We start from the raw sequence: 20,574 nt of genomic DNA on the forward strand, positions 1-20,574 counted from the left end.
GATCTATAAATCTAGTATGAAGCTTTTACAGTAACATCTTTCATATCTTGCAAAGTTTTCCGGTTATCAAAAATCCTGTCCAGGTCTTCCTGTGCAATGTAATATTTTTTACTTTTGAACCATTTTTCCAGTTCCTCAACAGATTTTACTGTTTCAAGCTTTTCAATCAGCTCCTTGCCCAGTTTGGGATTTGCCGCCGCCTTTACCACGAAATCCATAAAATCTGACATAGTGTGCCCCCCACAGATTAGATTATTTAAATTTGGACAAATTTTTATAGATTTATTTTCATTTGTCAAATGAAAATAGCACGAACAGAATTTTTATTAGCATTGAAGATGCTTTTTCAACAGGGGTCAGAGCCTTCCCTGCATTTTTAGGGAAAAACTGCCCATAGAGGGCTCTGACCCCCTTGCTGCAGCATCCATGCTCTGTCCCCTCCCCGTCAGAAAATCCAATTTTCTCTTGACTTATATTGAGCATATGCCCATAACTGTCCTATACAGGGGACAGAGCATGACCAGACCAAAATGCTGCAGAAGAATCGGCCGCGGGCCTGTAACAAGCTGTTTTCAGCCTGAAAACGGCACGGGAACACCGGGCGAGGAGATCGTCCTCACCCTGGACGAGTTCGAGGCCCTGCGCCTGGCCGATTACGAGGGACTGTACCAGGAACAGGCTGCGGCACGCATGAACGTGTCGCGCCAGACCTTCGGCCGCATAGTCGATTCCGCCCGGGGCAAGATGGCGCACATGCTTGTCCAGGGATGCACCCTGAGGATAAAGGGCGGCGACGTGGAAATGGCTTCTCCGCCGGGCCTTCGCTGCGAACAGTGCCACCGCTATTTCGAAGGGCCCTGTGACGGTGACGGCAGGGTCGCCTGCCCGAAATGCAGCAAAAAAACATAACAACCAAACAACAAGGAGAATAGAAAATGAAAATCGCACTGCCCACCCAGGGAAAAAACATCGACGGCCACTTCGGCCACTGCGAATGCTTCACGGTCTACACCGTGGACGATAACAAAAAAATACTTTCAGAAGAAATCGTGCCCTCGCCGGCGGGATGCGGCTGCAAGTCCGACATCGCCGGGACCCTGGCCAATATGGGCGTCACCATGCTCCTGGCCGGCAACATGGGCGGCGGTGCCGTGAATGTTCTCAACGCCCAGGGCATCGACGTGCTCAGGGGATGTTCCGGCGATGTACGCACCGCCGCTGAATTATGGCTCCAGGGAAAGCTCAGCGATTCGGGCGTAACCTGCTCGCACCATGAACACGGCCACGACTGCCATCATGACTGAGAAGCGCGAAGACTTCGTCCGCTACTACGACGAAAATTACGGTGATTATGCCGCGGGCTGGTCCCCGGACCACATGCACTACGGGTTCTGGCTTCCCGGCACCAATGACCACGAGGAATCCCTGGTCAACACGGTAAAGGAAATAATAAAGGAGCTCGATATTTCCACGCGGGACACGGTCCTTGACGCCGGGTCCGGCTCGGGCGGCACGTGCCGGTACATAGCCCGGCATACCGGCGCCCGGGTCACGGGCATCAATCTTTCGCCGGTGCTGCACGGCCAGGCCCTGCTCCTCTCGGAGAACCTGCCAGACAAAGAACGGCCCCGCTTCGAGCTCATGGACTTCACGGACACGGCGTTCCCCGACGGGTCCTTCTCGCGCGTCCTGGCCCTGGAGAGCGTGTGCCACACTCCGGACAAGAACGATTTTGTCCGCGAGGCCTTCCGCCTGCTGCAAAAAGGCGGGCGCCTTCTCGTGTCGGATTTTTTTCTCACGGATAAAAAGATGACGGAAGATGAGAAAGAAATGCTGAACCAGTGGCTCCGGGGCTGGGCCATGCCGAACCTGGCGGGCATTGAAGAATTTAAAATCATGCTGGCCCGCGCCGGGTTCCGGGACCTTCAGCATCACGACAAGACCGAACTCATTTACAAAAGCAGCAGCCTCATGCACGACGGCGCAAAGGAAACCCTCCCCGCGGCCCTCCTGCGGTACCAGAAGGGCGAGGTTCCTCAGTCATATCTTCTGCACACCGTTGCCCTGGCGCGCCAGAAGGAGTGCCTCGACGCGGGGCTCTGGCGGTACTTTTTTTTCACGGCGGGCAGGTAATATCGCCGCAGAGACCCCGGCGAATAAATCTCCTTTCATGAACAACAAACTCCCGCCACCCCTTCAAGGGGTTTTTAATTCAATTATAGAACCGGTATCTTTGCGCTCCTGGCAAATATTTTTTATTCAATCACTATAAATTCCTCGGCCCCCTCCGGGGGCGGCGACAGGAATTTTTAATTCACATATAATCTATCCGCCGGGGGCTGCGCGTACTTCCTGAGACATCCCCCGAACACAGTCGCCCTGATTAAACCCCCCTGTGCCTCAGTGCCCCTTTGGTTGCATTTTCTTTTCTTTAAAACTACACCAGTTCCCTGCCCATCATGGTACACAGGGGACGCAGTTCCTTCATGAGCGCGTCGAACTTGTCGGGCCGCAGGGACTGGCCGCCGTCGCAGAGGGCCCGGGCCGGGTCATTGTGGCACTCGATCATGAGCCCGTCGGCCCCGGCTGCCACGGACGCCTTTGACATGGGCGATATGAGTTTCCAGTGCCCCGTGCCATGCGAAGGGTCAACAATCACGGGCAGGTGCGTCTTCTGCTTCAGCACCGGTATGGCCGATATGTCCAGGGTGTTCCGCGTCTCGGTCTCGAAGGTGCGGATGCCCCGCTCGCAGAGAATCACGTTCATGTTTCCCTCGGAGAGGATGTATTCCGCCGACATGAGAAATTCGTTAATAGTGACCATCATGCCGCGCTTGAGAAGAACGGGTTTTTTCGAGCGGCCCACTTTTTTCAGCAGGGAAAAATTCTGACAGTTCCGCGCGCCGATCTGAATAATATCGGCGTATTCCTCCACGAGGGGCAGGTCTTCGGGGTCCATGACCTCGGTAATGACGGGAAGCCCCGCCTCGTCGCCCACCTTACGCAGCAGGTCCAGGCCCCGGCCGCCCATGCCCTGGAAGGCATAGGGAGAGGTGCGCGGCTTAAAGGCCCCGCCGCGCAGCACCGTGGCCCCCGAGGCTTTTACTGCCAGGGCCGTCTGCCTGATCTGGTCTTCGGACTCGATAGAACAGGGCCCGGCCATAACACAGAGGCTTCCGCCGCCGATAGTGCCGCCGCCGGGCAGGGTGATGACCGTGTCGGTGTCCTTGAGATTGCGGCCCGCCAGGATATAGGGTGTATCACATGAAAGCAGATGATAGTCCTCAAAATAGGGCTTGAAGGCCAGGAGATCGTTCTCCTTCACGTTCAGGGCGGCGCAAATCGGCCCCTTCGTGGTCTCCATAGAATAGGTGCGGTATCCCCGCTCCTCCAGCATGGCCCTGCGGGCCTGCGTACTGCCCGGACTGTTTTCCTGCATCAGAACTATCATCGTCTTCCTCCAATTGGTTGGTTGCCGTATTAAGAAGGCCGCCTGGAGGGTGGCGGCCTTTATTCTCTGAGGGGGATTCCCTGAAACGAAGAAGGCCGCCGGCTTCCCGCCTGCGGCCTCATGGTATTACAATATCCACAAAGGCTACAGACGAGCCCAGTTAAAATAAAAATACCAAAAATAATAATAGCTTTTGTGGTTGTTGTAATAAACTGTTGCGTTCATGGTTTTTTCCAGTGAGAAAACCATGAACGCAAACATCCCCCTTTGTCAATTAAAAATTTCCAGATCCTTTCATTTTATTAAACCACTGTAAAAAATATTTCATTCAAATCCCGCCCCAAACGTATTATCTGCATGAGCATACAAAATCCCCACGATACATTCTTCCGGGAAGTATTCACGGACACGGAAAAAGCCCGGGAACTCATATCGCTGGCCCTTCCTCCTCAGGTCACGTCGCTCTTTGACTGGAAAAAGTTTGTCCATGAAAGCGGGACATTCATCGATGAAGCTATGAGGGAGTATCATTCCGATATTCTTTTTTCAACAGGACTCACGAAGGGAAGCCGGATAAAAATATATATTTTATTCGAGCATAAATCCTATCATGACGCACATCTCTTCGCACAGCTGTTAAGATATCTTACGCAGCTGTACGCAAATATGAAAGAACTGACTCCCGTCATCCCCCTGGTATTCTACCATGGAACCGGCAAATGGAAAGTACCGGAAACATTCCTCGATGATTTCCGCCTTCCCCGGGAACTGAAGCCGGTCCTTCGCAGATATATCCCCGATTTCAGGTATGAGCTCATTAACTTGCAGAGCAGGAACATTGATGATATGATTATTTCATTGACAATGAAGGTTCTGCTCTATACTTTTAAGCATATACGGAATTTCCAGGATGATTGTATTCTTGAGAAATTCATAGTACTTGCAAGGGACCTGTTCTTTGAGGATTCGGGCCTGAAAATTATTGAAAAAATGCTTCTCTACCTTTTTGCGGTTAACGACATTCAACCGGAAAAGGTGAGGGATTCCATAGACAGACTTATTTCGGCGGACAAAGGAGACATTGCCATGACTACTGCTGAGAGATTGATACAACAGGGTATTGAGAAAGGTATAGAGAAAGGCCTTGAGAAAGGCATCCTGAACGGCAAAAAAGAAACGGCCCTGAATATGCTCCGCAGGGGTTACTCCCGCGAGGATATAGCCGATATCACGGGACTGTCCATGGAAGAGATTGATAAATTGAGACAATAAACCCTCCGCTATCCACCATCCATCGCCTTATATAAATTAATTGACACAAATTATGTTCTGTGCAAAAGAGTTACAATTCGCCGCAGGACAACTTATATTCTCAGGGAGCTTATATGGATACTCTTGCCTTCATAAACGCATCATTTTTATGGTTCTTCAGTGCCGTCATGCTCTACCAGGTCATTTTAACCTGGGGTAAGCCGGAGAAAAAAATCATACAGTATTCCGAACTCTTCTACGTCCTGGAATTCTTTATCGTGGGTTTTTATGTTCTCTTTCTTTTCAAGGGCATGAATATAACAGGAGGGATGCACAACAGGCTGTATGGGTACATGCTCCTGGCCTTCATCATCAGCAATCTCTGGCTCCATCTCTTCAACATGCTGCCCACATACCTCAAGGTGAAACGCAACCCGTCACTCGTTGATAATGATCCGGTCCTCACCCGCAATTACGCTGTTTTTTTGAAAGAACTGGATGAGAAATATAAAAAAGACAATTCAAAGGATATCCTGAAGGACCTGAGCCGGAAGGCCCTTCACTTCATACTCCTGGCCCTGGTGATCGGCATCCACGAAATGAGTTTCCGCATGGAGGCAACGGTCGCGCAGTGGGGCCTCACTCCCCTGGCCTTCCGGAACTTTCTCTATGTCCTGGCCGCCATGTTCTTCGTTTTCATGTTCACCACGGGAGACCTGTATCGCCAGTACGCCTTCCAGTACATTCCCCAGTGGGGGAGAAAGTGGTATGGCAAATCACTGGAGGCCCGCACCGAGGCGCACACCCTCATATCCAGCGTTCCCTTTCTGCTCACGCTCATGCTCTTCATCAACTCCCGGGTTCACGTCCTCTTCGCGGCCGCCATTGTATCGGCCGTGGCCGACGCCATGGCCAGCATGGTGGGGAAAAGCTTCGGAAAGCATAAAATGATTCATTTCGGCGTATATCCGGAAAAAAGCTACGAGGGACTCATAGCCGGAGCCCTGTCGGCCTTCATCGGCATAATCGTCCTCTTTCATTATTATCCCGTTACGGGTGGGTTCCCGGGAATTTCCGTGGTGATCGCCCTTGTCTGCGCCCTGGTCTTCATCTATACCGACGCCTATTCCCGGTATCTCTGTGACAATATCACCAACAGCCTGTTCCCGGGCCTGGCCACCTGGCTTATCCTCTATTTCTTTGCGGCGTGATGTAAATATTTTTGATTAAATATCCTGCGTTCACCGCGGCGCAGGCACTCGATCCGTTCATGAATCTACAGGCGCCACCCCCGGAGGGGGTTACCCCCGGCGCAAATATGCAAGGTCAATTCATGCATCCCTGAGCGACACCCCCGGAGGGGGTTTTTAATCCGACGATAGTAGATTTCCTTTTTCCTTTAACACGTTCCTGCTTCGCGATCTTCGCGCCCTTCCTGTAATTATTTCTATTTTTTGCTATCTGTTTTAAATTCAGAAAAAGTATTTCTTCAGCAGGCCCAGTTTGCCCTTCTTTATCATCTGCATTCCGGAAAATTTCATGACCTGGCGGATCTTGTCCCGGTAGGCCGGCTCATAGCAGTGTGTTTCGCAATTTTTACAGGAAGGCTTCGGGTCATAGGGGCAGATGATTCTTTTTGAAGCGGCATGAAGCAGGAGCGCACGGCAGTCCCCGCAGAGCGTTATTTCCCGCGCGCCAAGATACATCTGCATGGCACCGGCGGTTCTTACCGGTTCCCGCGGCAGGTTTCCGTGTTTCGCGTCGCAGTACAGGGCGATGAAATCCGCCAGCACATCGACGTCCTTTTTGATTTTTTCATCGATAAGGGCAGTCTCCCCCTTCATAACGACACGGTGTTCCCTTTCACTAAATTTTCCATGATATCCTTCATGAGCCCGTTCGATTCACTAAAAAAGTCACGGCGCGACAATTCGCGGGCATCCTGGACCCAGGCGCTGCCGTCCAGTTCATGACGGGCGTTTTCTATGAGAAGATCCACGCTCTCGGGCGTCGACTCCAGGTGGAACTGCAGGCCCAGGACCCGGTCATCATAGATAAAGGCCTGGTTCTCGCAGGCTTCGCTGCGGGCCAGGTGCACGGCCCCACGGGGAATATCGAAGGTGTCGCCGTGCCAGTGGAAGGCCGTGAAGCGCTGCGGCAGAACGAGACGCGATGCCGGACCGGTATCGGTTAAAGGAACTGACGTCACGGGAAACCAGCCGATTTCCCGGTACGGGTTCTTCCGCACTTGCGCGCCCATAACATGGGCGATGAGCTGCGCTCCCAGGCATATGCCCAGGACCGTGGCGCCCCGGGAAATACACTTTTCAATAAACAGCATCTCCTCTTTCAGCCAGGGGTACCGGTCACCGTCATGGACGCCCATGGGCCCTCCCATGACGAGAAGAAATTCAACGCCGCCCGGATCGGGAAGCGCCTCGCCCGCATAGACCCGGGTGCCCGACAGGGGCATGCCCAGCTCCCGCAGAATCACCGCCGCATGGGCCGGTCCTTCAAAGGGGACATGCTGGATACAATGCGCTCTCAAATTATTTCACCTTTTATGGAAATGGTATAATCTTTTACGAAAATATTTTTCCCCGCTCGCTCCATGGCCTTTTTCAGTATCATGTTCACGCCGCCGCAGCAGGGAACTTCCATGTGCAGAACCGTGATGGACTGTATCTCATGGGTAGTCAGAATGGCCGTCATTTTATCAACATACTCTTCAACATAGGGGTCCAGTTTCGGACAGAACATGATGACGATCTTGTCCTTTAGGAACCGGTTATGGAAATCGCCGTAGGCAAAGGGCACGCAGTCGGCGGCCAGCAGCAGGTGCGCGTTGTCGAAATACTGCGCTGCCGGGTTGAGAAGCTTGAGCTGCACGGGCCACTGGCGAAGCTGCGACGCAACGGGCCCGGCCTGCCCGGCCTCCCCGGTTCCGGAGCCTTCTCTCACGATGGTCATGGCCGCGGCGCCGGGACATCCTCCGCCTCCTGCGTGGATATGCTTATGGACATGCTGATGAGCCTGTCCCTGGGCCTGGTGCGCCGGGGTCTTCTTTTTCCCGAATTCCGGCACGGCAATATCCTGCTCAACAAGATACTCCAGAGCCTCGTTCAGGAAACGCGTCTCACCGTGCGCATCGAGATGTTCAAGGTGGGCACGGATGACCATTTCTCCCTGCTTCACGATATTCTCCATGACCCGTCTCTCGTTATAGGCCTCGGCCTCGCGCTCCTCGATATGGATGGCGTCCTGCGGACAGGTGGAAATGCAGGCCCCCAGGCCGTCGCAGAAAAGGTCGCTCACCAGGCGGGCCTTCCCGTCAATGAGCTGCAAAGCCCCCTCGGGACAATCGGGAATGCAGAGCCCGCACCCGTTGCATTTTTCATGGTCAATATGTATTATCTGGCGTTTCATGGATGTATCTCCTGTTACTATGATATCAGAAGTATATCCATTTTGTAAAGAAGGTTCATTGACATAGGTCAACTGGGGAGGAAAGATGAATTTTTCTTTCTATAAGTTTTATATTCAGCAGTTTAACGATGAAAAACACGGCAATTTCCAAAACCATGACCGCCGAAAAAGCTACTAAAAGAAACATTTTTAAAGAAATATGTATCCAGCCAATGTAAAATCCAATTACTCCTGCAAAAACAATGATGAAAAGCATAATTCGCTTTTTATATTTTTCCAGTTTCAATTTTATTTTACAGTGCTTGCATGTAAGATGCCAGGGCGTCATTGCAGTCATGAATGTTAAAAAATTCATTTCTTTTGAGCATTTTGGACAGAGTAATTTCATGTTTTAGGTGGAACTCCTTTTGTTAGTTAATATTTGATTACCGGTAATTTCAGGCGACTGTCAGGTTATTACCATCACTGTTCAAGTAACTCATAATATTATTTGTTCTTTCTATATTTTATTAGCATAAAAATTCCATGTGGTAACATTAATATCGTCATTCCCCCGTATGGTATCATATAAACGCCAATTAAAATTACTATAAGATACGTCAATATAAAGCCGAAAGGAGGTATTATATTTCTCTTTTCAACAATATCAAGAAGCACACCAAAGGGAAAAAGTATTAGGCCGAAATATAAGCACCAAAAGGAAGCAAAGGTTTCATAATTTATTTGTGACTCCATGAAGCCATCATTGATTTTGAAAAAGAATCTTTCTGCAAAACTCAAAAACTGTCTGCTATAGACAAACGACGTTAATACGGCAGACATATCTACTGCACAATACGTATCCCGTTCTCCGCTATTAAAACAATTTCCCTATTTTTAATAAAAAAACCATCAACACCCGCCGATCCCGAAATCCCCTGGGAAGGTTGGTCCTCCGTTCACAGCGAACGAGTTCATAGCAGTTTAAATGGACTTTCACCTTATGAATTTATTGAGAGAATGGCATGAGATTTACCTCATTTGATGGTACAGAAAATGGGTGGCACGTCAAAAGCTCTATAGGTTATTGATAAAAGGTAAAAGTAAATTATTCAAGGTCTTTTTATTCTTTGTTTTATAAATGTAGTAATCAGAATCAATTGTAATTATTTCATTTATATTTGTCATTTCAGCGATTATAATCAGAGATGAGTCTGCGAGATCCATTGGGACATCAGAATACTTTTTCGATAGTTGGATTATCCTTTCAAGGTGGTTGTTTTCTAAATTAATAATAGTAATTGCTTCCCGTTTTAGCCATTCTAAAAAATCAATCTGAACATTTATATTAAAGCTCAATAAATGTGTAACTTCAGTAATGACCGGCCAGGTTGTGATTAAGTGTCCTTTAAATTGTTTAAGAAATGAAACTACAGAAATATGATATTTGTCGTCCTTATCAAATAGGGCTATTAATGGACCAGCATCAACGAGAATGTTTTTCACGTAATTTTCCTTTCAGAATATTTTTATAATTCTGTGACAAGCTTCCATCGCCACTGCCATATTTTCCGAAAAGGTCAGAACCTAAATCATACGGTGAATGTGTTTTCTGATAATCTTCGAAATATAGAACAAGAGCTCTTTTGACAATTTCAGATTTTGAAATCTTCTCATTTTTTGCGATTTGATTTAATTTGTCATCTAAGTCTGTAGATAGTCTTAAAGAAATCATTGTTTAACTCCTTGATGTAATACATAAAGTATTACAATACCAATGAAAAGTCAATTCTATTACTAAAATATTTCAAAAAAATGTGAAATTTCAGGCAGGAAAGGCGGCCCATATCTCCTGCCGACATGCATTCCTACAGTACAATACGTATCCCGTTCCCTGCCATTAAATCAATTTTCCTGTTTTAAATAAAAATTCTGTCAACACCCGCCGATCCCGAAATCCCCGGCCAGGTTGTGGCCATACCCGTGGATTCTTCCTCCGTTGCTGCGCCGTTGCTCCTCCATTCTTCCTCCGTTACTCCTCCCATGTTCCTGACATGATGCGTCCATGCTCTAACTATCACATTTCAAAGGTTGACCAGAAGTAGAAAAAATTTTAACCTCGGCAAGAAACGGAAAAATAATTTTAATTTTTATCATCCCGACGCGTATTAATAGCAAAGAGCATAACGGACCCGCACAGGGTTTTAAACATATAGCTCAGTCATTTATTCGATCTTTGAAAACAGGTATTTTTGATACACAAAATGGTGTGGTGAAACAAATGCCACCCGAAAGCGAGGGCACGGATGTCCGAACGCGGTGGCTGCGGCCGACCCACAGGACGTGGGAAGTGCCGCGAAGGACATGGATGTCCGAGAGCGGCCGAGGACGGCACAGGATGTGCCTCCGCAGGCCGCACAGGACGAGTTACCTGAAAGAGAGAGTCTCAAGCCCTTCGCGGCGTCTGAGCGAACGCGACCAACACGACGTTGGAAGTGCCGGCGAAGGCACGGATGCCGTGAGCCGGCCGGGGGTGGTGCAGGAGGGGCGCCGCGCTCGCGCCCCTTCTGCAAAGAGCCAAGTCCCGGCTCCACCGGGACATAAATTCACCCGCCGTTAATAACGGCCAGACACCGCTATTTCCCTGCCATGATGGCTTTCACATCATCGGCAACTGCCCCTACAGGTTTGATGTCGAAGTTCTCCACCAGAACCTTGGCCACGTTTGGCGAGAGGAATGCCGGCAGCGTGGGACCGAGCCTGATACCCTTTACTCCCAGGGCAAGCAGCGCCAGGAGCACGGCCACGGCCTTCTGCTCGTACCAGGCGATATCATAGGAGATGGGAAGCTCGTTGATATCGGCCAGGCCGAAAACCTCTTTCAGCTTCAGGGCGATGACGGCCAGCGAATAGGAGTCGTTGCACTGCCCGGCGTCGAGAACGCGCGGTATACCGCCGATGTCTCCCAGGTTCAGCTTGTTATACCGGTACTTGGCGCATCCCGCCGTGAGGATGACCGTATCGGCGGGAAGTTCCTGCGCCACATCGGTGAAGTAGCTGCGTCCCTTCTGCCGGCCGTCACAGCCCGCCATAACAACGAATCGCTTGATGGCGCCGGACTTAACGGCCTCCACGACCTTGTCGGCCAGCTCCAAAACCTGGTGATGGGCGAACCCGCCGGTAATGCTTCCCTTCTCTATCTCCACCGGGGCCTTGCAGGTCTTTGCCAGTTTTATAATTTCAGAAAAATCCTTGGCGCCGCCCGCTTTTCTTTCCGGGATGTGTTTCACGCCGGGATATCCCGCCATGCCCGAGGTAAATATCCTGTCTTTATATGAATCCTTCACGGACACGATACAGTTCGTGGTCATGAGGATGGGCCCGTTGAAGGATTCGAATTCCTCCTGCTGCTTCCACCATGAGCCGCCGTAGTTGCCCACAAAATGCTTATATTTTTTGAAAGTCGGATAGTAGTTCGCCGGGAGCATTTCGCCGTGAGTATAGACATCGACGCCCGTGCCTTCGGTCTGCTTCAGCAGTTCATCCATGTCCTTCAGATCATGTCCTGATATAAGAATTCCCGGATTGGCGCGCGTCCCGATATTGACGCTGGTGATCTCGGGATTGCCGTAGGTCGACGTATTGGCCTGATCCAGAAGCGCCATGGTCTTCACAGCCACATCACCGGCCTTTAACACCAGGGCCACCATTTCATCAGCAGTGAGGTCTTTCGTGGTTGAAGCAAGACCCTCAACAAGAAAAGCATCGATGGCGCTGTCCCGGTATCCCAGGACCTCGGCGTGATGCGCATAGGCGGCAATACCCTTGAGCCCGTAAACCAGGAGTTCCCGCAGCGAACGCACATCTTCGTTTTCCGTTGCAAGAACGCCCGTCGACACGGCCTTTGCCCGGAACGCATCAATCCCGTTCCCGGACCATGAGGCTGCATCATGGGCGATAACTGCACCTCCGCCCTTCACGGCATCGCGAACCTTCAGGGCCTCGGTGATGAGCGATGCTATGCGCGCCTCATCAAAATTCGCATTGGTGATGGTGGTGAAAAGAGCGCCGCTGATAAATGATCCCACGGAGGCATCGGCCTTGCCCTCCTTTTCCGCGTACAGGGAAATTCCTTTCAGGGTATGGATGAGAAGGTCCATCAAATTTGCCGTATCGGCCGTCTTGCCGCATACGCCACGCACGGTGCATCCCTCGTTTTTCGCCGTTTCCTGGCATTGATAACAGAACATGCTCATGGTATATCTCCTTAAACAATAATAGTGATAATATAGCAGTATTTACAGCCCGTTTCTCTTTTCTCGTGTCACTATGTCCGATATTTTAACGGCATCGTGAAAAAACTCTTGATCGAAGAGTGTACAGGGGAAATAAACTGTTTATGCCTATAATAAAAGGGAAATGAACCACTTGTGCATTGACCTAAGTCAACAGCGGGAGAGAAAAAGAACATGAAGGATATTATGCATGCCCTGAAGGAATCGGACCTCTTCAAAGACCTCGATGAGACGTCACTGAAGGAACTGGCGGAACTCTGCCGGATACATGAGCTTAAAACAAAGGAAGTTCTCTTTCATGAAGGCTTCGAGGGATCGCATTCCTATTACCTCACGAAGGGAGCCCTGCGCCTTTTCAAGACTTCCTTTGAGGGAGAGGAAACAACGATAAAGATCATACATCCCGGTGAATTTTTCGCCGAGGTCGTGCTCTTCGGCTCCACCACCTATCCGGTGACGGCCATTGCCGTGGCCGATTCCGAGGTGCTTGCCCTGCACCGTGATTCTTTTCTGCACATGCTGGAGAGCCCCGGGGGACGAAACGGTTTCATCGCCTCGCTTTTCCGGAAACTGCGTTTCCTCTCGGACCGCATCCACTATCTCACGGCCCATGATGTGGAGGACCGATTTTTTCATTTTCTTTCCGACAACTACGGGAAACAGTACCACTATACCATCACCATTCCCAAGAAGGACATAGCCTCGGCCATCGGCACCATTCCCGAGACCTTTTCGCGGCTCATCCTGCGCCTGACAAAACGGGGCATCATCGCCTGGAAGGAAAACACGCTTATCCTGAAAGAGGGATTCTGGGATGAAAGTGATTTTTAAAAAGGAAAGTCGTACCCTTTTATCTTGAGTTCATCACGCATGGTGATGATCTCCTGCTGGAGGCTCTCGGTTACAGGGACTCCCTTGTCCTTCCGCTCGAGCCAGACGTCGTGTTCCTTTTCTCCGGCCGTGTAGATGCGGGGCTGCCCGGGCATCTTCTTCGAAGCGCGCAGGGCCCGGAGTATCTCTCCCGTGGTCTTTTTAAACTCGTCGAGCTCCGTAAACTGCGATACATCAACGGCCATGAAAAAATGGCCCAGCCTGTAGGGGACTTTATTCCCGTTCTCAAAACCGCTCAGCATCTTCAGGTAGGCCCCGCCCTGGAGCGCGGCACAGAGTATCTCCACCACCGTGGCATAGCCGTATCCCTTGTATCCGCCCATCTCCTCGCCAATTCCTCCCAGGGGAGTGAGCGCCGCCGTGCCGTCGATGAGGTCCTTCAGCGTGAGCTGGGCATCGGTACCGGCGGTGCCGTCCTCGCGGATGACCCATCCCTCGGGAAGGTCTTTCCCGTGACGGGCGTAAACTTCTATCTTGCCGCGCTGGGTCACTGATGTGGCGCAGTCTATCACAAAGGGGAAATCCTCATCAGTGGGGATGCCGAACACCAGGGGATTGGTTCCCAGCATGTTCTCGATGCCGAAGGTCGGCGCTATGGAGGGCCGCGCGTTGGAGCCCGTGATGCCGATCATGCCGTTGTCCGCGGCCATGATGGAATAATATCCCGCTATGCCGTAATGCGTTGAGTTCCGCACGGCCACCATGCCCATGCCGAATTTTCGGGCCTTGTCTATGGCCATCTGCATGGAGCGCTGCCCCACGACATGGCCCATACCGTTGTTGCCGTCGATGACCGCCGTTGTGGGGCCTTCCTTTACAATATCGAATTTCGTTTTCGGGTTCTGGATTCCCTCTTTGATGCGGTCATAATATATGGGTTTCAGACGGTTGATTCCATGGGATTCGATGCCGCGCTTGTCAGCGGTGATAAGAACCTCGGCGCATATGCGGGCCTCGTTTTCCGGAACACCCAGGCCCATGAAGACATCGGCCATGAATTTTTCCATAACATCAAACTGTATCCAGACACTTTTATCGCTCATTGAAGGCTCCTTGTTCTATTTCAGAATTTACGGCGGTTTCCCCGTGGACGAGGGACACATCTAACAGAAAATAAATATCAGGCAAGCAGAAAATATAGTCCTTTCCGTAAAGATAGCCTCAATTCAAGGATGGAATGCGAAAACATGCCAAAAAAGGTTTTCCACAGCATACTATTCGCTCAAAAGGTTGTAATATAATCCCACAATCCCGGGCTGCCCTGGCCAGAATATCGATAAACCTGATCGCACCCTGAATCACTTTCACGACTCTGGAGAGCAGGAGATCCCCGGTTTTATGACCGAAGGTATCATTGATAAGTTTGAAATTGTCAATATCGATATAGACCAGAGCAAGCTTGAAGTAGCATAGAATTTTCTTGACATAAAAACAACAATTCATTATCATTTTTTCTAGTGGAGATACCCATGGTAAAAAAATTATCAAATTACATAGTTCTGTCTTTCGTCATAATTGTGACAATCATTTCAATGGCAAACCTGAATAGTGTAGCCGTAAAGATATTGTTTTTTACTTTTGAAGTTCCACTGATTTTCCTTATATATTTGCTTGTAATAATTGGCTTCCTCGCAGGGTATCTTACAAAAGGAATTATGGATCACCGAAAAAAGAAGGAATCCGATCAATAGAAAATAATAGTTTATTATTTCTTCCCTTAATTTAAATCTAATCTGAACAAATATGGCATCACCAATTATCGAAAACGATTCTTTTCTATAACAAATTACTGATGTGTAAAATTACCGGATCGTCTTCAGTGTATATTTCTCTGAAGACTCTACAATACATTATTGTCATCATCAACGAAGAACAGTCTGATCTTTCCCATCATTCGTCTCCTGCGCATCAATGGGCAGGCGGATAAAAAAAGTGGTTCCCTTATTCTCCTGTGACGACAATCGTATGGAACCATGATGCTTCTTTTTTACAATAGCATAGGAAATGGCGAGCCCCTGACCGGTCCCCTGGCCGACTTCCTTTGTAGTGAAAAAGGGATCAAAGATTTTGGGAATGTTCGCTTTCGTAATGCCGATCCCATTGTCACTGATGGTGATCTCCACGCTCTTCCCGACATTTTTTGTTCCGATCCCGATATATCCCCTGCTGATATGCCCTGCCGCTATAGATGATTTAATAGCTTGCGAAGCATTTACCAGCATATTCAATAAAACCTGGCTGATTTCAGCGGGAAAACAGAGTATTTCCGGAAGCGATAAATCCAGGGCCGTTTCAACATCCGAATCATATTTCCATTCACTGCGTAAAATAGTAATAGTATCTTGTATAATCTTGTTTATATTTGAGAATACCTTCGAGTCATTCCCGGGATGTGAAAAAGTCTTCATTGATTTAACGATCTGTATAACTCTATTAATTCCTTCCAGAGACTGGTCAATGGCCTGGGGAATCTCCTTTTTAAGAAATTCAATATCGAGGCTGCTTTGCAGATTCTCCAGACGTTCTACCCCCTCCTCCACAGCACTCTCCCCGGAACTGGTCTTGATACTTCGGATGAATCCCAAACAGGTTTCATACATGCCGAGTATGTTCGAAAAGGAATCTTTCAAAAAATGGGTATTATCGCTGATGTATTGCATGGGAGTATTAATTTCGTGCGCCACGCCTGATGCCAGTTCACCGATGGATTTCAGTTTCTGGTCCTGCAAAATCTGCATTTCCATCATTTTTTTTTCGGTTATATCCCTGCCGTAGATCAGAAATCCTCTCATCCTGCCGTCATTACTTTTAATGGGACTGATGGTTATGCCGAGAGTACGGTCCACCCCGTCAGAGGTGGTAAGTGTAATTTCCGGAAGACTCACGGCCTCTCCGGTCGTCATTCCTTCGGCGATACCGAGATAAATCTCCTTCCAGTCCCATTGCAGTCCGATGACGATTTTATTCATGTTTTTACCGATTGCGTCATGAGCCTTTATCTGAAAGACAGCTTCAGCATTGGCGTTCCAGTGCGTGATTATATCTTCGAACGAAACACCGATGAGTATGGAGTTTATTGCCGAGAGGAGATTATATTCCTCATACATTGCAGCAGTGCCGGGATATAATTCATTTCCGGGTGAAATGCATCCTGCTTTTATTATATTAATGTTAAGACACAGAGTCTCTTCGTTAACGGAAAACAGGGAGTAAGTCCGCAATTCCTTGCTGTCTTTATTCATCGCCTTCATTGTTGTACACCCGTTGGAGCTCACGAGATCGACCGCCAGGCTTTTCCAGCCGGTAAATATTTTTGAAAAAGTCTTGTATTCAGTAATAATCGATTTGCCCGCGTCGATATTCTTTATCTGAGTATGAAAGGACCTGTTGGCCTTTACAACGATCAGGTCACCAGCAGATCCATTCTTACAAAGGACACGGAGCAATACTGCGGGATTACATGACTCATCAAAGACTTTTTCATACACAGTCCCCAAGGATACACTGTTCATTGCTGTTTTGCACCTGTATTCTATCGTTAAACATTCGATCAACCTCAGTATATCACCTCTGAAAAGCTCTGTCAATGGCGTTGATTGCTTTATTATTCCATTTATATTTAATGTTAATTAAATTCCTTAACCAGTAATGGTTTCCAAAATCCGGACCGGTCGCTGTGAATATTAATAAATTACCTGATGGACTGCCTTTCATGTTCACAACAACGGAAAACTTCCCGATAAAACACACCATTCGACATTTCTACGGTTCTTATATCCCACAATTTGAAATAAAAATGAATTGCACGATGGGCGGTCCTTGTATAGAATTGAAAACGCCAAAAAAACTAACGGAGATATGACATGCTCAACCTGCTCAAGGGAAGAAAAGGAAAAATAGGCCTCCCCGCCGGGACCCTCCTCCACGTGGGTGAACAAAAGGCCGCTGAGGTCCGCATAACGCTCATAGACTACAACCAGAACGACCTTCACGAGCAGGAAATCAGCGATGTCAGGGACTGTATACCCTTTCTGAAAACCGAGGGGATTACCTGGATCAATGTCTGCGGCCTCCACGATACCACGGTCATTGAAAGTATCGGTAATATATTCGGGCTCCATCCACTGATACTGGAAGACATCCTCAATACGAACCATCGCCCTAAGATCGAAGACTACGACGATTACATCTTCACTGTTTTGAAGATGATTGATTATGATATGGAGAAAGATGAAATACAGATAGAGCAGTACAGCATCATTCTGGGCTCAAATTTCATCATCACGTTCCAGGAGCAGTCCGGCGGCGTCTTCAACATTATATGGGACCGCGTTCGTTCCAGCAAGGGACGCCTGAGAAAAATGGGACTGGATTATCTCCACTACTCGCTCCTGGATGTTATTGTGGACCATAATTTCCTGCTGCTGGAAAAAATCGGCGAACGCATTGAAGACATAGAAGAGGAACTCACCACGGACCCTACGCCGACCACGCTCCAGTCTATCCACAGGCTCAAGAGGGAGATGATATACCTGCGGAGATCCGTATGGCCCCTGCGGGAGATAATAGGCTTTCTCCAGCGTACCGAATCGCATCTCATATCGGACAGCGTCATGCCTTACCTGCGGGACGTTTACGACCACACCGTCCAGGTCATTGACACCATCGAGACATTCCGCGACATGATATCCAACATGTTGGACATCTATCTCTCGAGCATGAGCAACAGGATGAACGAAGTCATGAAGGTCCTTACCATTATCTCCACTACCTTCATTCCCCTGACATTCATCGCCGGCGTGTACGGCATGAATTTTAAATTTATGCCTGAACTGGAAACCCCCCTGGGATACCCCGTCATTATGGGAATCATGTTTTTCATCGGGATCGGCATGGTGATTTATTTCAGGAGAAAAAACTGGCTGTGAATTCTAAGCCTCCAGCTTTGACTTCAAGGCTGCGAGGCTTTCCTCGGCCTCCTTCTCATTCTGCTTGAGGACAAGCTTCTCGGCCACTTTTCCCAGCACCGGGATGGGCACCGAGTAATCAATGTCCAGCTTTAGTTCTGTAGTTCCGCCCAGGTCCCTGAAATTAAAGTCCCAGACAGCATCAATACCACCGGTGCTGTGTACCACCTGTTTTTTATTGGGGATATGTTCGATAATTTCAGAATCACCGTTAAAAGTAATACCGGCCATTTTGTACGTCCACTTAAAATGATCTCCTTTCCCGCTTCCGGAAATATCGCTGGATGTTTCCATGCTGCGAATCCACTCCGGTGAGTGATGGGCGTCGGTTATATACCGATAGACCTGATCAACAGGGGCTTTGATATTCACGCTCTTTTCAACATGTGCCATGATTCAATCCTCCTTTACATGGTTTTTTCAATCTTTCGCCAGGAACCGACAGTACCCCAGACCCAGGGCAAGCACCAGCCAGATACCCACATTAAACCATCCCAGGGCATTTGTGACACCGGCAAGCTGAGCCAGGAGGGCAACAACGAATCCTATACTGTCGCATATCAGTAATGACAACAGCACTCCCTGGCGGAGGTCATTCTTATCGGTATTCGATACAAACCAGCAGATGAGGCCTATTCCCAGAAAACAGGCTCCAGTATAATTAACAAAGAGCATACCTGCGCTGTCCACTGTTGCTCCGAAGAGAGATACAAGCCACCCGCCTGCCAGAAGCGTGCCAATCCCGAAAATAACTGAAACAACCGATTTGAACTTCATAAATATACTCACTGTCATAACCATCCTCCTGCATTATTTTAATATTATGCTCTCTTCACCATATTTTGGGAAGATCACAAGAAGACCGCGAAGAGCACGTAGTTCCGAACAACAGTTTCACTCACCGGGTTGCCCCATGCTCAAGCCCATGCTCTTCCCAACGGACCTCCACAGGCCTTTTATCTTCACCGGATCTTTGAGCCACACCGGCCCGTTCCATGTTTACACAACGTACAGGCCGGTTTGCCGTCAGATTGCCAAAGCAGCGGTTACAGGAAACACAGCTCACGGTGCGAATTTTTCCCTCGCGCATCTTTCTGACCAGGTGCGGTTCCCGGATAAAGGGTCTGCTCATGGATACGAAATCGCTGTGGCCGCCATTGATTATGCCTTCCATATCATCGATACGGCGAACCCCTCCCACCACGGAAAGGGGTGTGTCAGCAGTAACCTGCCTTATCTGTTTTAACGCGTCAACATTATAGGGGCCTGAAAAATTGTATTTGCCCGACATGCTTTTCATGAGCATCCAGGCGGCAGGCTTCATATAGACCGGCATGGCGTGGACCAGTTCTTTGACCGGCACATCGCCGCGCACCATATTCATCCAGGAAAAATTCGACGCGCCGCAGCTTACCTCTATAAGGTCCACTCCCAGATCGGACATCCATGCTGCGTACCGGGCTGCCAGATCGGGAGTGATCCCTTCTTTTGGCGTATAATCACAGGCATTTATTTTTACCGATACAATACGGTCCGGCGGCATGCTTCTGCGCACGGCGTTATATATTTCCACGAATAAACGGAACCTATTCTCGTCGGATCCGCCCCACCGGTCTTCCCGGTGATTGAAAAAGGGAGAGAGAAACTCGTTCACCAGATACCCGTGTGCTGCATGAATCTGTACACCGTCGGCCCCGGCCGCAGCGGCCCGCAGTGCAGCCTCCCCAAAAGCGTAAATGACTTCTTCAATGTCCGTCTCGCGCATTGCCCTGGGCTTAAAGAACGTTATGGGATCACGATGGTCAGCCGAGGGTGACATGGGAATTCCGCCGATTACTTCTTTCTTTGTCTGCTGACCGCAATGAGCAAGCTGAAAAAGGATATCACTCCCTTCGTCATGGACCGTGTCAACCAGGGATTTCAATCCCGGAATAAAACGGTCATCATTGATCCCGGTCTGCAATAACGCAGCCTTTCCCTGCGAATGAACATACATGTGCCCGGGAATAATGAGTCCCACTTCTCCCCGGGCCAGTGTATGGTAACGATTTACCAGGCTTTCCGTGACAAAACCATCGGGAGTCGCCATGCACTCATAAGTGGCCGAATGGATAAATCGGTTTTTAATCTTGCGTTTTCCTATCCTGAACGGTTTGAACAGTAGTGACATGTTTATCCCCCTTCAATGTAAAATTTCAAGCATGGCATGGAAAATCTGATAAAAAATAAAAACCATCCACAGGAAAAAAATCAGCACTATCATGGATAATGTCATAACAGTGACGCGCAGCGCTTTCATGACAGCCTCCCTTCC

The 20,574-nt window shown here is 49.1% G+C and carries 25 protein-coding genes; 8 read left to right on the plus strand and 17 right to left on the minus strand.

Annotated elements, in window-relative coordinates:
- Positions 1-11 precede the first annotated feature (11 nt).
- Both CVV44_06565 and CVV44_06570 read right to left on the minus strand, forming a co-directional pair.
- Positions 12-230 carry a hypothetical protein gene (locus CVV44_06565; GenBank protein ID PKL39879.1) on the minus strand — a complete coding sequence of 73 codons (219 nt, stop codon included), beginning with the start codon at positions 228-230 and terminating at the stop codon, positions 12-14.
- 58 nt (positions 231-288) lie between these two features.
- Entirely contained in the window at positions 289-483 is a 195-nt protein-coding gene (locus CVV44_06570) for a hypothetical protein (protein PKL39880.1), read from the minus strand.
- 33 nt (positions 484-516) lie between these two features.
- Between CVV44_06570 and CVV44_06575 the strand changes: the two genes are divergently transcribed.
- From CVV44_06575 to CVV44_06585, 3 genes are read left to right on the plus strand one after another with little or no spacing between them, the layout of a single operon-like run.
- Positions 517-909, plus strand: a complete 393-nt coding sequence (locus tag CVV44_06575; protein ID PKL39881.1) for a hypothetical protein — start codon at positions 517-519, stop codon at positions 907-909.
- 26 nt (positions 910-935) lie between these two features.
- Complete coding sequence (locus tag CVV44_06580) at positions 936-1,304, plus strand: dinitrogenase iron-molybdenum cofactor biosynthesis protein (protein PKL39882.1); 369 nt, start codon at positions 936-938, stop codon at positions 1,302-1,304.
- The gene (locus CVV44_06585) at positions 1,273-2,133 is read left to right on the plus strand and encodes a hypothetical protein (GenBank protein PKL39883.1); all 861 of its coding nucleotides are present in this window, start codon (positions 1,273-1,275) and stop codon (positions 2,131-2,133) included. The genes CVV44_06580 and CVV44_06585 overlap by 32 nt, the downstream gene beginning before the upstream one ends.
- A 304-nt stretch (positions 2,134-2,437) precedes the next feature.
- Here the strand turns inward: CVV44_06585 and aroF are convergent, their stop codons facing one another.
- Positions 2,438-3,451 (minus strand): 3-deoxy-7-phosphoheptulonate synthase, encoded by a 1,014-nt coding sequence (aroF, locus tag CVV44_06590; protein ID PKL39884.1) that lies wholly within the window; start codon positions 3,449-3,451, stop codon positions 2,438-2,440.
- Between the two features lie 357 nt (positions 3,452-3,808).
- Here aroF and CVV44_06595 point away from each other — a divergent pair, with 357 nt between their 5' ends.
- Both CVV44_06595 and CVV44_06600 read left to right on the plus strand, forming a co-directional pair.
- Complete coding sequence (locus tag CVV44_06595; GenBank protein ID PKL39885.1) at positions 3,809-4,723, plus strand: hypothetical protein; 915 nt, start codon at positions 3,809-3,811, stop codon at positions 4,721-4,723.
- A 113-nt stretch (positions 4,724-4,836) separates the two neighbouring features.
- Positions 4,837-5,913 (plus strand): hypothetical protein, encoded by a 1,077-nt coding sequence (locus tag CVV44_06600; protein ID PKL39886.1) that lies wholly within the window; start codon positions 4,837-4,839, stop codon positions 5,911-5,913.
- A 261-nt stretch (positions 5,914-6,174) separates the two neighbouring features.
- Here the strand turns inward: CVV44_06600 and CVV44_06605 are convergent, their stop codons facing one another.
- From CVV44_06605 to CVV44_06640, 8 genes are all read right to left on the minus strand, one after another.
- On the minus strand, positions 6,175-6,546 hold the full coding sequence (locus tag CVV44_06605) for a hypothetical protein (GenBank protein ID PKL39887.1): 372 nt from the start codon (positions 6,544-6,546) through the stop codon (positions 6,175-6,177).
- A complete protein-coding gene (locus tag CVV44_06610) occupies positions 6,543-7,250 on the minus strand; it encodes an amidotransferase (protein ID PKL39888.1) in 708 nt (235 codons plus the stop codon). The genes CVV44_06605 and CVV44_06610 overlap by 4 nt, the downstream gene beginning before the upstream one ends.
- Entirely contained in the window at positions 7,247-8,128 is an 882-nt protein-coding gene (locus CVV44_06615) for a 4Fe-4S ferredoxin (GenBank protein PKL39889.1), read from the minus strand. Before CVV44_06615 ends, CVV44_06610 begins: the two co-directional genes overlap by 4 nt.
- Positions 8,129-8,183: 55 nt before the next feature.
- Positions 8,184-8,516, minus strand: coding sequence for a hypothetical protein (locus CVV44_06620; protein ID PKL39890.1), 333 nt, complete (start codon positions 8,514-8,516; stop codon positions 8,184-8,186).
- A 98-nt stretch (positions 8,517-8,614) separates the two neighbouring features.
- On the minus strand, positions 8,615-8,950 hold the full coding sequence (locus CVV44_06625) for a hypothetical protein (protein PKL39891.1): 336 nt from the start codon (positions 8,948-8,950) through the stop codon (positions 8,615-8,617).
- Between the two features lie 234 nt (positions 8,951-9,184).
- Entirely contained in the window at positions 9,185-9,613 is a 429-nt protein-coding gene (locus tag CVV44_06630; GenBank protein ID PKL39892.1) for a pilus assembly protein, read from the minus strand.
- Positions 9,594-9,842, minus strand: coding sequence for a CopG family transcriptional regulator (locus tag CVV44_06635; protein PKL39893.1), 249 nt, complete (start codon positions 9,840-9,842; stop codon positions 9,594-9,596). The genes CVV44_06630 and CVV44_06635 overlap by 20 nt, the downstream gene beginning before the upstream one ends.
- A 901-nt stretch (positions 9,843-10,743) precedes the next feature.
- Positions 10,744-12,357: a hydroxylamine reductase gene (locus tag CVV44_06640; GenBank protein PKL40134.1), complete on the minus strand. Its 1,614-nt coding sequence runs from the start codon at positions 12,355-12,357 to the stop codon at positions 10,744-10,746.
- A 219-nt stretch (positions 12,358-12,576) separates the two neighbouring features.
- Between CVV44_06640 and CVV44_06645 the strand changes: the two genes are divergently transcribed.
- Entirely contained in the window at positions 12,577-13,233 is a 657-nt protein-coding gene (locus tag CVV44_06645) for a hypothetical protein (protein PKL39894.1), read from the plus strand.
- On the opposite strand, the gene CVV44_06650 is transcribed toward CVV44_06645, so the two are convergent.
- Together CVV44_06650 and CVV44_06655 are read right to left on the minus strand one after the other, a co-directional pair.
- Entirely contained in the window at positions 13,230-14,336 is a 1,107-nt protein-coding gene (locus CVV44_06650; GenBank protein PKL39895.1) for a lactate dehydrogenase, read from the minus strand. The genes CVV44_06645 and CVV44_06650 overlap by 4 nt on opposite strands.
- A gap of 118 nt (positions 14,337-14,454) precedes the next feature.
- The gene (locus CVV44_06655; GenBank protein PKL39896.1) at positions 14,455-14,742 is read right to left on the minus strand and encodes a hypothetical protein; all 288 of its coding nucleotides are present in this window, start codon (positions 14,740-14,742) and stop codon (positions 14,455-14,457) included.
- A 20-nt stretch (positions 14,743-14,762) separates the two neighbouring features.
- On the opposite strand from CVV44_06655, the gene CVV44_06660 reads away from it, so the two are divergent.
- On the plus strand, positions 14,763-14,984 hold the full coding sequence (locus CVV44_06660; GenBank protein PKL39897.1) for a hypothetical protein: 222 nt from the start codon (positions 14,763-14,765) through the stop codon (positions 14,982-14,984).
- A gap of 171 nt (positions 14,985-15,155) precedes the next feature.
- Here CVV44_06660 and CVV44_06665 read toward each other — a convergent pair whose 3' ends face one another.
- A complete protein-coding gene (locus tag CVV44_06665) occupies positions 15,156-16,805 on the minus strand; it encodes a hypothetical protein (GenBank protein PKL39898.1) in 1,650 nt (549 codons plus the stop codon).
- 351 nt (positions 16,806-17,156) lie between these two features.
- On the opposite strand from CVV44_06665, the gene corA reads away from it, so the two are divergent.
- Entirely contained in the window at positions 17,157-18,221 is a 1,065-nt protein-coding gene (gene corA / locus CVV44_06670; protein PKL39899.1) for a magnesium and cobalt transport protein CorA, read from the plus strand.
- A gap of 3 nt (positions 18,222-18,224) precedes the next feature.
- Here corA and CVV44_06675 read toward each other — a convergent pair whose 3' ends face one another.
- The 3 genes from CVV44_06675 to CVV44_06685 all read right to left on the minus strand — a co-directional run bounded on the left by CVV44_06675 (position 18,225) and on the right by CVV44_06685 (position 20,430).
- The gene (locus tag CVV44_06675; protein ID PKL39900.1) at positions 18,225-18,653 is read right to left on the minus strand and encodes a hypothetical protein; all 429 of its coding nucleotides are present in this window, start codon (positions 18,651-18,653) and stop codon (positions 18,225-18,227) included.
- 27 nt (positions 18,654-18,680) lie between these two features.
- Positions 18,681-19,055, minus strand: a complete 375-nt coding sequence (locus CVV44_06680; GenBank protein ID PKL39901.1) for a hypothetical protein — start codon at positions 19,053-19,055, stop codon at positions 18,681-18,683.
- Positions 19,056-19,158: 103 nt separating this feature from the next.
- Positions 19,159-20,430, minus strand: coding sequence for an NADH:flavin oxidoreductase (locus CVV44_06685; GenBank protein PKL39902.1), 1,272 nt, complete (start codon positions 20,428-20,430; stop codon positions 19,159-19,161).
- Positions 20,431-20,574 lie beyond the last annotated feature (144 nt).

The sequence above is a fragment of the Spirochaetae bacterium HGW-Spirochaetae-1 genome (assembly GCA_002839375.1).
Taxonomy (GTDB): Bacteria; Spirochaetota; UBA4802; order UBA4802; family UBA5550; genus PGXY01.